The sequence below is a fragment of the Chitinophaga polysaccharea genome, assembly GCF_007829335.1.
Classification (GTDB): domain Bacteria; phylum Bacteroidota; class Bacteroidia; order Chitinophagales; family Chitinophagaceae; genus Chitinophaga; species Chitinophaga polysaccharea_B.
Genome location: NZ_VIWO01000001.1, coordinates 981,106 through 995,925, shown reverse-complemented (window position 1 = coordinate 995,925; position 14,820 = coordinate 981,106). Strand labels below are relative to the sequence as shown.

Sequence of the window (14,820 nt, the reverse complement as noted above, 5' to 3'; positions counted from 1 at the left end):
GTACTCCGTCAAAAATTCTTCTACACAAAATTAAGCTTACTTAGTAACAGCAGCTACTACTTTTTGTGTGCTGTCTGCCTTAGGGGCTCCTGTGGGAGCTGCTGTATCAGCGTGGGTCAGACTGTATGTTGATTTTTGTTTGGCTGCCCAGGCGTCAAATTCTTCCTGAGTTTCTACTACGATCACACCTCTCATAGAGTAGTGGCCGCTACCGCACATCTGATCACATGAAATTTCATATGTGAAATCCGGGTTACCGGTTTTTTCTTTCATTTGTTTGGTGGTGTACTTAGGAGTAAACCAGAGGGTAGTAGGGATACCAGGCACCGCATCCATTTTCATACGGAAGTGAGGTAAACCTACGTCGTGGATAACATCGCGGGAACCGATGATGAATTTAACCGGTTTGCCCACTACCAGGTGAACTTCGGTAGGCATAAAGTCATCCTTGTTCAGCGGATCGTTCCAATCCATACCCAGTTCATTACCAGCACCTGGATCGATGTCTTTGAAGTCGCGGCGACCCAATTGACCATCTTTACCAGGATAACGGAAGATCCAGTTAAACTGTTTACCAGTTACTTCTACTACCTGTGCATCTTTTGGAGCATCGGAAGTCAGTTGGAACCAGTGTTTCAGGCCAAAAGCTACCAGAACGGTCAGCGCAATGGCTGGGATAACAGTCCAGATAACTTCCAGTTTGTTATTGTGTGGGAAATAGAAGGCTTTACGACCTTCTTTTTCCTGGTATTTAAATGCAAACCAGAACAACAGAATCTGGGTAATAATGAACACGATACCGGTGATGGCCAGTGTTACGTAAATGAGGGTATCGACACCTTCGCCTTGTACTGAAGCAGATTCGCCCAGGATTTTGCCTTTCAGCAAATCGTTACAGTAGTACACGCCTATAAGCCCCAGCACCAGGAATGCTATCAGCAGGAAACCATTTATACGGTTGCTTTGCTCACGCGCTTTCTTTTCTCCCTTCAATATGGACACATATTCGCTCGCCTTCGCAATCTGGAAGATGACTATGAATATGAGAACAACAACTAAGACTGCTAAAAATCCTGACATTGCTATATGAAATAATTAAGTTATCTAATGCTTTTCTTTTGCCTAATCTTCGTTATCACCTAATTAGGTGTGGTGAACGATACTTTCCTTCAGGTAAGGATGGTTTTTCGGAACCAGTGCAGCCTTCGTCAGTTGATTAGCAACCAGGAAGATGATCAGTCCTACAAAACCAAGTCCGAGTCCGAATTCAAACCATGGGAATACCAGGTCTTTCACGGTACCGGGGGATACCATTTGCCAGAAATCCAGCCAGTGACCGAAGATGATCACGATAGCGATGAATACAACGGCTGTATAGTTACGCTTAGTGTCCCTTTTCATCAGGAACAGTAACGGTGTAACAAAGTTGATCAGGAGATTGAGGAAGAAAATTGGTCTCCACTGGCCCCAAACTCGAGGTTGGAAGTATTCAGTTTCTTCTGGCATGTTAGCGTACCAGATCAGCATGTACTGGGAGAACCAGAGGTAAGTCCAGAAGATACTGAATGCAAACATGAATTTACCCAGGTCATGCAGGTGTTCTTCTGTTACGAAGGTCAGGTAACCATGTTTTTTCAGGTATACTACAAACAGGGAGATCAGTGCAAGACCGGAAACCCAGGTACTTGCGAAAGTGTACCAGCTGTACATGGTAGAGAACCAGTGTGCATCGATGCTCATTAACCAGATCCATGGAGTGGTAGAACCAACGCTGAGGGTGAAAACTACCAGGAAGGCGCCGCAAACAACGGTATTTCTCCAGAGCAGTTTACGGCCGGTTTCAGGACGCAGATCCCATCCATCTTCTTCGATAGACATCTTACGGAGTCTTACGGTAAAGAATACCCAGAGGCCCAGTGTGAGGATAGTAGCGATAGTAAAGAATCCTTTGTTCAGGAAAGCAGATTTCCAGGTGAGGATTTTATCTTCCGCAACGTGGTGAGGATTTACCCAGTGATAGATATCATCTCTTCCGCCAAACACGAGGATCATTACTACTATAAATAAAATGGCTGCCAGAACAGGTACTGCCATTGAAATAGCTTCAGGAACGCGGCGGAACGCGATTTGCCAACCACCATGTGCGAGGGTGGTAGCAGCGATAAAAAAGGTGCTTGCCAATGTAATCAGCAAAAAGAAGCTGCTGTTTTGCAACAGACCGGCCCAAAACCGTGTCGAGTGTTCGCCTCTAAACGCAACTAATCCGATCAATAACGTCAGCAAGCCCACGCCCATTAACACGAAGCTGGTTTTTTTTAATCTTGCCGGTACTACAAATTGGTCTTTCATTACTGTATATTAAAATACTTGATTGAAATTCAGTTTTAACTCATTATTTAGATGCTACTACTGCAGCAGCGCTGTCTTTAGCGGGAGCGGCAGCAGGAGCAACAGCGCCTGGCTGTTTGCTTCTGATATAAGCAGCCACTTTCCAGCGTTGTTCCCTGTCGAGTTGGCTGGCGTAGCTACCCATCATGTTAAAACCATAGGTCATTACATGAAACAGGCGGCCTTCTGTATAACCGGATTTTGCACCAGCTATCAGGTTGGCAGGAGCGGCAGAAAATGGCCCTTCACCACCTTTGTAGAGGGGACCGTTGCCATCCAGCGCAGTACCATGGCAGATACCGCAATAGATATTAAATAAACGTTCGCCTTCTTTCAGATCAGTTGGCGTGATAGTTAATGGATTCTTCACCAGATTAGCCAGCGCCGTATCTGATTCTTTCAGATGGTATGGCAAAAGTTCACCTCTTTTTACTGTTCCTTCCACTGGCTTCAGGCCTGACAAACGAGCACTGTAAAATTCGTACGCACGGGATTCATACATGTCTGGCATATAAATCCTGCCGGGCTTTCTGTTATGCTCCCCTCTGTTACAGGCTGCCAGGAAAGCTCCAGTTGCCAATGCGGCTACAATCAATATGTTGGAAGTCCTTTTCATCAGAAATTATTTATCTAGCTTTCATTAGTTCTTGCTTGCTCAAATCCTAATGTCGCAACTGTATGTTTTAGCTGTTAATTATAATTAAGCGTTTGTGGTCTGAATCTTACGCAGATAAGGCTCATCATCCTTATCCCATCTTCCGAACCACCAACCAGCTTCAGCTTTCTGCTCGTTAATATCCTGAGCACCAGCGCCAGCGAGGAAGCTTTTCACTTCTTCTGCATTGGTTTTTTCGGTTACTTCTATCACCATTACAAATTTATCATCTGTTTGTCTGGGATGGAAGATGTGTTTCTTTACAAACGGCATCAGCTGGCACAAATAGCAGAAAGTCATCACCATACCTACCGCCGCAAACAATACGGTCAACTCAAAAGTGATAGGAATGAATGCAGGGAGCGGGAAGTGTGGTTTACCACCAATATTCAACGGCCAGTCTGAATTAAATACCCAGCTCATGAAGGATAATGCTGTAGTAGTACCGGTGATACCGTATACGAAACCGGCTGTGTGCAGGCTGGTTTCTCTTAAACCCATTGCATGATCGAGGCCGTGAACAGGAAAAGGAGTGTATACATCGTGCAATTTGTAACCAGCAGCACGTACTTTCTTCACTGCCGGGAACAACACTGCCTCATCGTCAAACAAGCCTACAACAAATTTTTTAACAGCCATATATTTAAAAATTCAAATTCCAGTTAATAAATCTCTTGATTCGTCTAATTAATGTGCATGCGCTACGTCATGTGCAAATTTCTCGGCACTTTCTTCTTCGTATACCACCATTTTCTCCTTGAAATTCTCACCGGAAGTCTTCAGGATAGACTTGATTTCCGCTACAGCAATTACAGGGAAATATTTAGCGAACAAGAAATAGCAGGTAAAGAACAGACCAAATGTACCCATGTAGAAACCTACTTCTGGCCAGGACGGACGATAGTAAGACCAGCTGGATGGCAGGTAATCGCGGTACAGGGAAGTACAGATGATTACAAAACGTTCAAACCACATACCGATGTTCACAATGATAGACATTGCGAAAGTTACCGCTACGCTTCTTCTCATTTTGCGGAACCAGAATACCTGTGGCGTAATTACGTTACAGGTCATCATGATCCAGTAAGACCAGCCCAGCGGACCGGCAGCACGGTATTTGAAGAAAGTGGCAAACTCATAAGGGTTAGCACCATACCATGCCATGAACAACTCAGTCAAGTAAGCGCAACCTACTACAGAACCTGTCAGTACAATTACCTTGTTCATGGCTTCCATGTGGCCCAGGGTAATGTATTCTTCCAGTTTTAATATTTTACGTGTAATGATCAGCAGTGTTTGTACCATCGCAAATCCGGAGAAGATCGCACCCGCCACGAAGTAGGGAGGGAAGATGGTAGTATGCCAACCAGGAATTACAGAGGTAGCAAAGTCAAAAGATACGATCGTGTGTACAGATAATACCAGTGGAGTGGACAAACCTGCCAGTACCAGTGACAGCGCCTCATGACGTTGCCAGTGTTTGGTAGAACCGGTCCAACCGAAAGCCGCTACACCATATAACAGCTTACGCAATTTGGTTTTAGCTCTGTCGCGAACGGTAGCGAAATCTGGTAACAGACCAGAGTACCAGAACAACAGGGACACGGTAAAGTAAGTAGAGATCGCAAATACGTCCCAAAGGAGCGGAGAGTTAAAGTTAACCCATACCGGACCGCGGGTGTTAGGGTAAGGTAGGATGAAGAACGCCATCCATACACGACCCATGTGAATAATCGGGAACTGGCCGGCGCACATTACCGCGAAGATGGTCATCGCTTCTGCCGCACGGTTTACCCCTGTACGCCAACCCTGGCGGAACAGGAGAAGGATGGCGGAGATCAGGGTACCGGCGTGACCAATACCTACCCACCATACGAAGTTGGTGATATCCCAACCCCAACCAATGGTTTTATTCAGGTTCCATACTCCGACACCGAAATAAATCTGCCAAAACACGGAGAAGGCACCAAAGCCCAACAATGTCAGGGAGATGAAAAAGCCTACATACCACAGTGTTCCAGGCTTCCCTTCAATGGGACTAATGATATCTTCCGTTACCTGGTGATAATCCTTAACCCCGTCTACCAAAGGTTCTCTCAGTGTGGATTCGTATTTTAAATGCATATTCTATAAGCTTTTAGCTGCTAGCTTCTAGCTACTAGCCTTGTCTTTTGTTATGATCTCAGATTCTGTAACTTCTTTCTGTCTTTATCTCTTAACGATAACCAATTAAGATCTCTTACGCGTGATGCGCTTCTTCCTTGTGAGCAGTTTCTTTCTCTGCTTTAGGAGCGGCATCCTTGTTTCTGATCTTAGCCAGGTAGCTGATAGAAGGCAGTACGTGTGTTTCTTCCAACACATAGTACATTCTGTCTACCTGCTGTTCGTTGCGGATCTTATAGATTTCGCTATTCTTGTCGTTGATGTTACCAAATACGATCGCATCAGCGCCACAAGCCTGTTGGCAAGCAGTTTTAGCAGCTCCATCTTTCAATGGGTGACCAGCTTTCTTCGCATCCAGCTTAGCTTCCTGCAGACGTTGTACGCAGAAAGAACATTTTTCCATCACACCACGGCTACGAACCACTACATCCGGGTTCAGTACCATGCGGGTGAGGTTATCATTCATATCCGCAACATCGTACAGGTTGTTTTCGAAGCTATCAGCACCATTCCAGTCCCTCCAGTTGAGGCGACGTACTTTATAAGGACAGTTGTTAGCGCAGTAACGGGTACCGATACAACGGTTATAAGCCATCTGGTTAATACCTTCAGAGCTGTGGTTGGTAGCACCTACCGGGCAAACGTTTTCGCAAGGAGCATTATCGCAGTGCTGGCAGAGCATTGGCTGGAATACTACTTCCGGATTTTCGTCATCACCGCTGAAATAACGGTCGATACGGATCCAGTGCATTTCGTGTCCCTTCGCTACTTCTTCCCGACCTACAACAGATACGTTGTTTTCCGCCTGGCAGGCAATGGTACAAGCACCACAACCAAAGCAGGTGTTCAGGTCGATAGACATACCCCATTTGATACCAGGGTAGCTATAATTAGGATACAGGGTAGCATCCTTACGGAAGTCAGGACCGAATTTCTTCAGTTCCAGTCTGTCTTCGTTTACTTCCTTAGGGTTCTTGATGAACTCTTCCAGGGTAGTTTCTTTAACGATAGGACGACCTTCGTAGCTATTATGTGTTTGTGTTGAAGCAACAATTTCTTTTGCACCAGTAGCATCTGCGGTAGCATCTGTAGTGAAATAGTCGAAAGTCTGACCATTAAAGCTTACAAACGGATAAGCGTTAACACCGATGCCGCCGGCAGCTCTACCTGTTTTTTCACTACGGCCATAACCTACTGCGATAGCGATTACATCAGGATGTATACCCGGAACAATCAGTAATGGCAGCTCGATTTCTTTACCGTTGGATTTTATTTTCAGTACTTTCTTTTCAGCGTTGATTTCGTAGTCATCACCTAACTGTGTAGAGAAAGTTTTAGCCAGCTTGTTGGAGATACAAGCGTAGTTACCCCAGGTTGCACGGGTAATAGGATCCGGCATTTCCTGTAACCATGGGTTATTAGCGAGTTTACCGCTACCGATAGCTACTTTTTCGTAGAGTACTAATTCTAATTTACCACCTTTCTTAGCGCTGTTGACTTTAGCAGCGGCGCCGGCAACATCACCGGAGAAAGAGGCGCCACCCAAAGCCGGCGCGGTAGCTGGTTCAACAACACCGTCCTGCAGTGCTTTGTCCCAACCTTCCTGGCCACCCAGTTTGGATACCCATTCATTTTTCAGGTAATCTGCCCATGGCGTGGTATTACCAGCCCAGGCCAGCAATGTATCCTGGATAGCGCGTGTTTTAAACAGCGGCAGGATAGTAGGCTGTCCGAAGCTGTAGTATCCGGTTCTACCTTCTGCATCATTCCATGCTTCCAGGAAGTGATGATCAGGTGCTACATATTTACACAGCTCAGTTGTTTCATCAGCTCTTTCGTTGAAAGAAACTGCCAGTTTCACTTTACCCAGACCAGCTGCAAATTGCTTGGCATCGAAGTAGTCATAAGCCGGGTTAACGCCATAAACCAGTACAGCACCAATGCTGCCTGCGTTCATATCGCTTACCAGTTTCGCCATATCTGCATCGCTACCCTGACGGTAGTTGGATGGAGAAGCGAAATCGATGGTAGTACCATTAGCTCCGATAGCATTGTTAATGGCATTTACGATGATCTGTACATTCACATCGTTAGAACCACTTACTACCAGGGCTTTACCATTATTTTCCTTCAGCGCTTTAGCCGCTTTCTGGATACCGTCTGCCACACGTTTGTCGGCAATAGCAGGAGCGGTAACGCCACCACCTACAGCCGCCAGCAGTGCCAGTGCAATAGCACCGGTTTCAGAAGGTCTGTGTGTATATCTTTCATCCGCGTTTGCACCGGTAAGGCTCATAGTGCTTTCAAACTGGAACAGTTTAGACATTTCCGGTTTCTGTGCATTGATCTTACGGGTTTGTGCAAATTGGCGGGCGTATTCAACCGGGTTGAGCCAGGTTCCGAGGAAATCAGCGCCCAGACCTACTACTACCTTTGCATTTTCAAAGTGGTAGGAAGGGATCACTCTTTTACCATAGGAAGATTCGTTGGCTTGCAGCATACCTGCATAAGAAACAGCATCGTATACTACGTGACGGGAGTTAGGATATTTAGCCAGGAACTCGCCGATTACTTTTTTGGTACTTGGGCTGAGAATAGTGCTACTTAATAAAACAACAGGAGCACCGCCTAAACCGGCCAGTGCTGCACCTACTTGTTTATCCAGTTCTGCCCACGTAGTTTCCGAACCGGCGATAGACGGGAAGCGGAGACGGGCAGTATCATACAGGCTCAGCACAGCACCCTGTACTTTAGCGGAAGTAGATCCCTGGGTGATAGAAGATAAAGTATTTCCTTCCAATTTGATGGGGCGACCTTCGCGGGTTTTCACCACTACTGGTACATATTCACCATCAATAGCATAAGAAGAAGCATAATAATTGGCTACTCCCGGGGTGATTTCTTCCGGTTTATTTACATACGGAATAGCTTTCTTTACCGGTGTTTCACAGCTGGCAGCGATGGCTGCAGCAGCGGTGGTGAACCCCAGATATTTCAGAAAATCCCTGCGGGGGGTAGTAGCATTCAACAGGCCTTCACTCTCGAACGGCAGTTCTTCACTGAATTCGTTCTTCACAATTTCCTGATGCGCATCGGTATTGTGCAACTCCTCCAAGCCTTTCCAATACTTTTTTTGCTCCATGTTATATTAACGAGTTACGTTTATAAATTTTGATATCTTCTGATTAAGAGAAAATCTCTCTAAATCCAACCTAGTAGTGACATTTTTGACATTCAGTACCACCTACCATTTCAACAGTTACGCTATCGATCTTCTTATCCTTAATATCCTGATGAAGCTTTTCGAAGATGCTGTAATAGTTGTTGTCGGCAAACTGCACTTTAGTAGTACGGTGACAGTTGATACACCATCCCATAGAGAGGTCGGCGAACTGGTGAACTTCGTCCATTTCAGTGATGGCACCGTGGCAGGTTTGACATTGTTGCTGACCAGCTACTACGTGTTGAGAGTGGTTAAAGTAAACGTGGTCAGGCAGGTTGTGGATTTTGGTCCATTCGATTGGTCTTCCTGGCTTGGTATATTTACCAGCATTAGGATCCCAGCCTACGTAGTCGTATAATTTTGCGATTTCGGCAGTACCATCAATCTTCTTACCTTCTGCAGTTACCAGCTCATAAGTACCGGAGTACTCTTTAATCGCTTTGTGGCAGTTCATACAGATATTCTCAGAAGGAATCATGGCATGTTTACTCTTCTCAGCACCAGCGTGGCAATACAGACAGTTGATCTGGTTGATACCTGCGTGTACTTTGTGGCTGTAGAAGATGGGTTGTTCAGGCATATAGTCTTTCTGACGACCCAGGCCGATTGCGCCATTGATAGTGAAGTAACCGCCTACCATGAAGAGCACGAGGATAATCAGTGCCAGGTAAGCTTTGTTTTTGTAGAAAGGAACAGGATCCGGAGTAGGTACGCCCTCTTTATCGCCAGCCAGCTTATTCAGGTTGCTGTTGATTTGCATGAGGATCAGCGCTACCACTGCGAGGATCAGGGTAATGATACCAAACAGTAAGCTGTTATCATTGCCTTTTTCAGCACCGCCTTCGGGCTGCTCTCCTGGTTTTGGACCAGCAGTAGCAGGACCTTTTTTCTCTTCTACCTGGATGTAAGCCAGGATGTCGTCGATGTCCTCATTAGATAACTGAGGAAACGCGGTCATCGCAGTCTTGTTAAACTTGGTAAAGAGGTCATTGGCATACTTGTCCCCGGAAGCCAATACAGAAGCAGAGTTATGGATCCACTGGTGCAATAATTTCTTATCGGGCCAGCGATCTTCTACACCCGCTAACGCAGGACCTGTCAACTGTTTGTGGACATTGTGGCATGAGGCGCAATTTGTCTGGAATGTTGCTTTACCCTTTGCTGGATCTGCAGCCTTAACTGAAGAAAAAGGAATTACTATACTAGCGCATAGAATAAGCACACTCACAAAATGCTTGCGCAAAAGAATGGAAACACGACGATACACAGCCTATATAGTTTAGATTTGACCTAAAGTTTCTTAAAAGTGCCAGCAAAAATAAGACAGAATGTTGACAATTTACCAACAATTAAAAAAATTTATTGTCTTATAGCTGCTCGTTTTGGGCTCGTTTTTTTAGTGGAAATTGCGCTGTAAGTCTTTCTGCTGGCCTATTTTAACATTTTACCGAATATATCTTTCAAAACTTATTATTTTGATTGAAAGTTCGATTCCCCTGTGGAGGCTCGTCTACATCATAGTAGGGGGCAAGGTTTGCGGGGATATAGTTATAATATATGTAGATGAAAACGAAATAGTGGCCCCCTATATCCTCCTGAACTTACACAATATAATATATTATCCCGCTACCTGGTTAATTTCTCTAAGAGTCGTTAATTTTACCTAATAACCTGCCGATAGGCCATAATGTTCACGCCTCAATTAAAAAACTACTCCATGAAACAACATTTTTTACTACCTGTTCTGTTGGCCGTCCTGGCAGCCTGTAACAACAATACGGCTGATCACCAGGCTCAAAATACTCCCAAAAATACACTTGCCCCCCATATGACCGGCACCTACCAGGGTACGCTGCCTTGCGCCGATTGCCCCGGTATGGACTACCAGATAAGCCTGTACGATGACCATACTTTCAGTGAACTCGTTGCCTACCAGGGCAGGGGACAGGAGGTAGCTATCGTAGAAACAGGTACCTGGCAACAAACCTCCGATTCCACCGCAATGATCCATAAAAAAACGGATAGCAGCTCCTTCCTCGCCGCTGAAGGGAAATTGCTATTGCTCGATACCAAAGGAAAACGCATGGAAGGGGTACTGGCCAGCAACTACGTATTGAAACCCGTAGAAGGAGGCGACAGGCGTGCCCTCCTCGCCGCCAAGCTGAAATCAGGCGTCCGGTTTACCGCCAATGGCAACGAACCCGGCTGGGAGCTGGACATCGACAACCGGAAAGTCTATTTTCATACGATGAACGGCGATAGCCTGCAGGCAACTTTACCACCTCCACACCCCAATTCCGACACTTTAAAAGTATATACCACTCCCCAGATCACCATCAGCATCCGGAACACCGTATGCTCCGACGACATGAGCGGGATCATGCGGCCTAACACCGTACAGGTTCAGGTAAAGGAAAAGACCTACCAGGGCTGCGGGGAATTCCTGAAATAAAATGAATGCCCGGGATATCTTTATATCATGATACCATGATATAAAGATATCAGGCCGCAATTATGTAATTTTGCCCCCTTAAAAGGAATCAATTGAAAAATATCGCCATATTCGCTTCGGGGGCAGGTAGCAACGCTCAGAAAATCATCGATCATCTCAGGAACTCAGATAAAGGCAGGGTATCCCTGATTGTGTGCAATAAGCCGGGAGCAGGTGTATTACAAATCGCTGAACGGGAAGGTATCCCCAGCGTACTCATAGAAAAAGAAGCCTTTTTCCATTCTGATAAATATATACAGTTATTAAAGGAGCAACAGATAGACCTGGTGGTATTGGCCGGCTTTTTATGGAAAATACCTGCCAACCTGGTACAGGCATTTCCTAACCGCATCATTAATATACACCCGGCGCTGTTACCTAAATTCGGTGGCAAAGGTATGTATGGACATTTCGTGCATGAAGCGGTAGTGTTAGCCGGAGAAAAGGAAAGCGGTATCACTATTCACTATGTCAATGAGAAATATGACGACGGAGAAACGATCCTGCAGGAGCGCTGTGTGGTTACGCCGGAAGACACTCCTGACACTGTAGCCCGCAAGGTACAAGCCCTCGAGCACCAATGGTTTCCGGTAATTGTGGAACGATTATTGACCGGTTTATAAACCACGGCATACCGCCAGGATCAAGGTACTTAAGCCAGTCTAACCCTTACAACTGTATGAAAAAGACACTGCTATTACTATGGTTGTCCTGCTCACTATTTTTCGCATCCTATGCACAGGAAACGAAAACAAAAGTGGGTAAAAACGCCTACCTGAAAGTGAATCCTACTACCTTAATTAATGAGTTAGATATATACCTGGAACAGGAACTATCTGACAAATTCAGCCTGGAGGTAGGAATAAGCGGTATCTATACAGACTACCCAGACTATGTGCTCGCCAAAAAAGTAGACTTCGGCCAGAAAAAGCCAGATATCAGCACCGAACAATTTGTAGATGGACGCGGCCTTGGCTTCAGGGTAGGCATGCGCTGGTACCTGGTATCTCCGGATATGGACATGGCGCCGGTTAGAGCAGCCGGTACCTATTTCGAACCTATCTTGTTCTACAAAAAAGTATTCTATCCCAACCAGGACAATACCATCAGCAATGTTACTTATACCGACTCCGGCGACAAATCTGTGGTCGGGCTACAACTGCTGATAGGCCGCCAGTTTAAAAAAGACCGCTTTCTCCTCGATCCCTTCATTGGCATCGGTATCCGCAGTAAAATCTACAATTACAACACTTATCATTTCGATGCCAACAATAACGTATCCCTGAATAACGGCAAACTGGTGAGTATACTCCCCAGCCTGCAGGTAGGGATAAAAATGGGACTCAAGCTGTGGTAACTGTACCTAAAAAGGTACAATTACTTTAGCGCTGAAATTTCTCCCCATATTATATATACCCAGGCGCCCGTTAGGGGAAGCCGTATAATATTCGAAATACTTTAACCGGTTGGTGTTAGCCTGGTAAGCCACATTGGCTATATTATCCAGCTGCAGGAACACTTCGCAAACCGTTTTCCCTTTTTTACTTATAATTCCGCTACCGGCCCCCACATTAAAAAGGGTATAACCTGCTGTAAATGTTTCCGTATTGTCTACGCCGTAAAAATGAGGCTGATCGGCTATAATATCTACTTCTGCCCGGATATACGCTTTGGTAAACAGGCCATAGTTCTGCTGCGCCGTAGCTCTCCATTCACTTCGTATATGCGTAGGAGGGATAAACGGAAGGTACCGGGCTTCCTTTCCGTGCAAGCGGATCAATTCCTGGTTTTTATTCCGCCCTTGTATATAAGCCAGGCTGTTATTCACCGCCAGCCAGGCAATCTGGCGTGGATGCAGATTCACTGCCAGCTCTGCACCATACAACCTTGCGGCCGACTGCTGGTAGCGATATGTTGCATTGCCAGGAACAATTACTACCGGGTTACCATTATTATCATATAGCCTTGCCTGGTAGATATAGTTATCAATATCATTGTTAAACAATTCTATGCTAATGTCTGCATCCGGCAACCAGGCCTGTATACCAATATCTTCCTGTAAACTAAACTCCGGTTTAAAGCCGCGGTTGCCCAGGTATACAATATGCGCCCCCGGATCCAGGCCATTGGAGCCGATTTCTGTGATATTGGGTGCGCGATACCCCCTGGCAATATTGGCTTTGAACAACACCCGTTCGCTGATATTCCAGGTAGCTCCCAAACTACCGGAGATACCTGTATAGCTGTGGCTAAAAGCAGGGAATTGCAAGCGGGCTTCTACCGTATCCACTCCCCGCACGTGCTGCTCAAAACCGTTTTGCTTATTGGGTCCTACATAGAAATTATTCCATCGAATTGTACGATTGTCGTACCGGAGACCTCCTGATATATCTATCTTCCCAATCGTTTTCTTTGCAAACACAAATCCTCCTATGTCGAACAGGCGATAATCAGGAATCGGGAAGTCTGTACCATTTTTACTGGCATTTGACTGATACATACCATTTACGCCCACGGTAGTTTCCCAGCCATCCATAGCCGGTACATTATAGCGTATATCATAATTGAGTGTATTGAGCACTACGTACAATCCAGGCTGCGCCGGCATTTCCGGATGGTTATACTCCCTGCGGATACTTTGTTGTAACCCTATCATCGCATTGATATCTCCATCGCCCAGGTTCCATTTAGTACGGTTATACACCCGGTAATGTTGTATATGCTGATGCAATGGATTGATGGAGTAGGAGCGTAGTTCATTTTCCGGCACCAGTGGTCTGTCTTTAATATCATACTCTTCCTTCACCTGCTTTGTAAACTTACGGGTAAGAGAATCCCTGCTGCCGTCGGGTATCTCCTGGGTATTATCGTATAGCGTTGCGCCAATTTGCGTGCTTCCCCAGGATTTATCTGTTCTTGCCAGGGCCGATAGATTATATTCGCGGAAAGCGGTACCATACACCCATCCATCTACCTTATTCCGGTAGTTATGCGCAGTTTTGGCAGTAGCGCGGAAAACATACTTCCAGTCGTTCTGGCCGTAGGCCAATCCAAGAGAAGATCCCAGCATGCCGTTATTACTGTGATAATCGGCCAGGAAACTGCCCTGCAATTTGCCAGGAGTTAAAGATGGTATATCCGGAATCATGTTAATAACGCCGGCCAGGGCATCGGAGCCATAGGTAAGGCTGGCAGGGCCTTTCACTACTTCCGCCCTGGAAACGCCGTACTGATCTATTTCTATTCCATGCTCATCACCCCATTGCTGGCCTTCCTGCCGCACGCCGTCATATAAGGTAAGTACCCGGTTATATCCCAGCCCCCGGATAAAAGGCTTCGAAATATTAGGTCCGGTAGTAACTGCGCTCACGCCTGGGATGCCTTTCACAATAGCATCGATAAGGTTGTTGTTTACATTCATATTCATTTCCCGCTTGCTGATAACGGCAATGGGTATAGGATTTTTCCGTACGGCGGTTGCACGGGAAACGCCGGTCACTATTACTTCGTTTAGTTTAGACAGGTCTTCCTCAAGTTGGATATTCAATGTACAGACCTGTTCAGCAACGATGGTTCGCTTTATTTTTATAGTTTGGAATCCTATCATTGAAAAAACAATATCGTAAGTACCTGGCCGCAATTGCGGGATACTAAATCCACCACGTGGATCGGAAATGGCGCCGGTATTCAGCTGACGTATAGCAATATTGGCGAATTGCAGTGGCTGACCGTTTTTATTAACAATGGTTCCTTTAATGACGCCATGCTGGCCGTACGTCAGGGAAGTCAGTAAGAGTAAAAATAGTAATGTAGCTATTTGTTTCATGTTAGTAAGAAATGTAGGTAAATGGTAACCGTGCAAGACTTCCAGGATAGTAACACTGGTTACACTTCTGATTA

The 14,820-nt window shown here is 45.7% G+C and carries 11 protein-coding genes; 3 read left to right on the top strand and 8 right to left on the bottom strand.

Annotated elements, in window-relative coordinates:
• Positions 1 to 36: 36 nt before the first annotated feature.
• The 7 genes from FHW36_RS04205 to FHW36_RS04175 all read right to left on the bottom strand — a co-directional run bounded on the left by FHW36_RS04205 (position 37) and on the right by FHW36_RS04175 (position 9,651).
• Positions 37 to 1,080 carry a cytochrome c oxidase subunit II gene (locus FHW36_RS04205; protein WP_145662692.1) on the bottom strand — a complete coding sequence of 348 codons (1,044 nt, stop codon included), beginning with the start codon at positions 1,078 to 1,080 and terminating at the stop codon, positions 37 to 39.
• A gap of 63 nt (positions 1,081 to 1,143) precedes the next feature.
• Positions 1,144 to 2,349 (bottom strand): quinol:cytochrome C oxidoreductase, encoded by a 1,206-nt coding sequence (locus FHW36_RS04200; protein WP_145662688.1) that lies wholly within the window; start codon positions 2,347 to 2,349, stop codon positions 1,144 to 1,146.
• Positions 2,350 to 2,392: 43 nt separating this feature from the next.
• Positions 2,393 to 3,004, bottom strand: a complete 612-nt coding sequence (locus FHW36_RS04195; RefSeq protein WP_145662684.1) for a c-type cytochrome — start codon at positions 3,002 to 3,004, stop codon at positions 2,393 to 2,395.
• 84 nt (positions 3,005 to 3,088) lie between these two features.
• Positions 3,089 to 3,682, bottom strand: coding sequence for a DUF3341 domain-containing protein (locus FHW36_RS04190; protein WP_145662681.1), 594 nt, complete (start codon positions 3,680 to 3,682; stop codon positions 3,089 to 3,091).
• Positions 3,683 to 3,730: 48 nt separating this feature from the next.
• Positions 3,731 to 5,167: an NrfD/PsrC family molybdoenzyme membrane anchor subunit gene (nrfD, locus tag FHW36_RS04185; protein WP_145662677.1), complete on the bottom strand. Its 1,437-nt coding sequence runs from the start codon at positions 5,165 to 5,167 to the stop codon at positions 3,731 to 3,733.
• A 115-nt stretch (positions 5,168 to 5,282) separates the two neighbouring features.
• Positions 5,283 to 8,348 (bottom strand): TAT-variant-translocated molybdopterin oxidoreductase, encoded by a 3,066-nt coding sequence (locus FHW36_RS04180; protein ID WP_145662673.1) that lies wholly within the window; start codon positions 8,346 to 8,348, stop codon positions 5,283 to 5,285.
• 70 nt (positions 8,349 to 8,418) lie between these two features.
• Positions 8,419 to 9,651 (bottom strand): c-type cytochrome, encoded by a 1,233-nt coding sequence (locus tag FHW36_RS04175; RefSeq protein ID WP_246121108.1) that lies wholly within the window; start codon positions 9,649 to 9,651, stop codon positions 8,419 to 8,421.
• A gap of 495 nt (positions 9,652 to 10,146) precedes the next feature.
• Between FHW36_RS04175 and FHW36_RS04170 the strand changes: the two genes are divergently transcribed.
• The 3 genes from FHW36_RS04170 to FHW36_RS04160 all read left to right on the top strand — a co-directional run bounded on the left by FHW36_RS04170 (position 10,147) and on the right by FHW36_RS04160 (position 12,277).
• Positions 10,147 to 10,881 (top strand): copper resistance protein NlpE N-terminal domain-containing protein, encoded by a 735-nt coding sequence (locus FHW36_RS04170; protein WP_186452296.1) that lies wholly within the window; start codon positions 10,147 to 10,149, stop codon positions 10,879 to 10,881.
• 92 nt (positions 10,882 to 10,973) lie between these two features.
• Positions 10,974 to 11,543, top strand: coding sequence for a phosphoribosylglycinamide formyltransferase (gene purN / locus FHW36_RS04165; protein WP_145662667.1), 570 nt, complete (start codon positions 10,974 to 10,976; stop codon positions 11,541 to 11,543).
• 56 nt (positions 11,544 to 11,599) lie between these two features.
• Complete coding sequence (locus tag FHW36_RS04160) at positions 11,600 to 12,277, top strand: hypothetical protein (protein WP_145662664.1); 678 nt, start codon at positions 11,600 to 11,602, stop codon at positions 12,275 to 12,277.
• Between the two features lie 6 nt (positions 12,278 to 12,283).
• On the opposite strand, the gene FHW36_RS04155 is transcribed toward FHW36_RS04160, so the two are convergent.
• On the bottom strand, positions 12,284 to 14,746 hold the full coding sequence (locus tag FHW36_RS04155) for a TonB-dependent receptor (RefSeq protein ID WP_145662661.1): 2,463 nt from the start codon (positions 14,744 to 14,746) through the stop codon (positions 12,284 to 12,286).
• Positions 14,747 to 14,820: the final 74 nt, after the last annotated feature.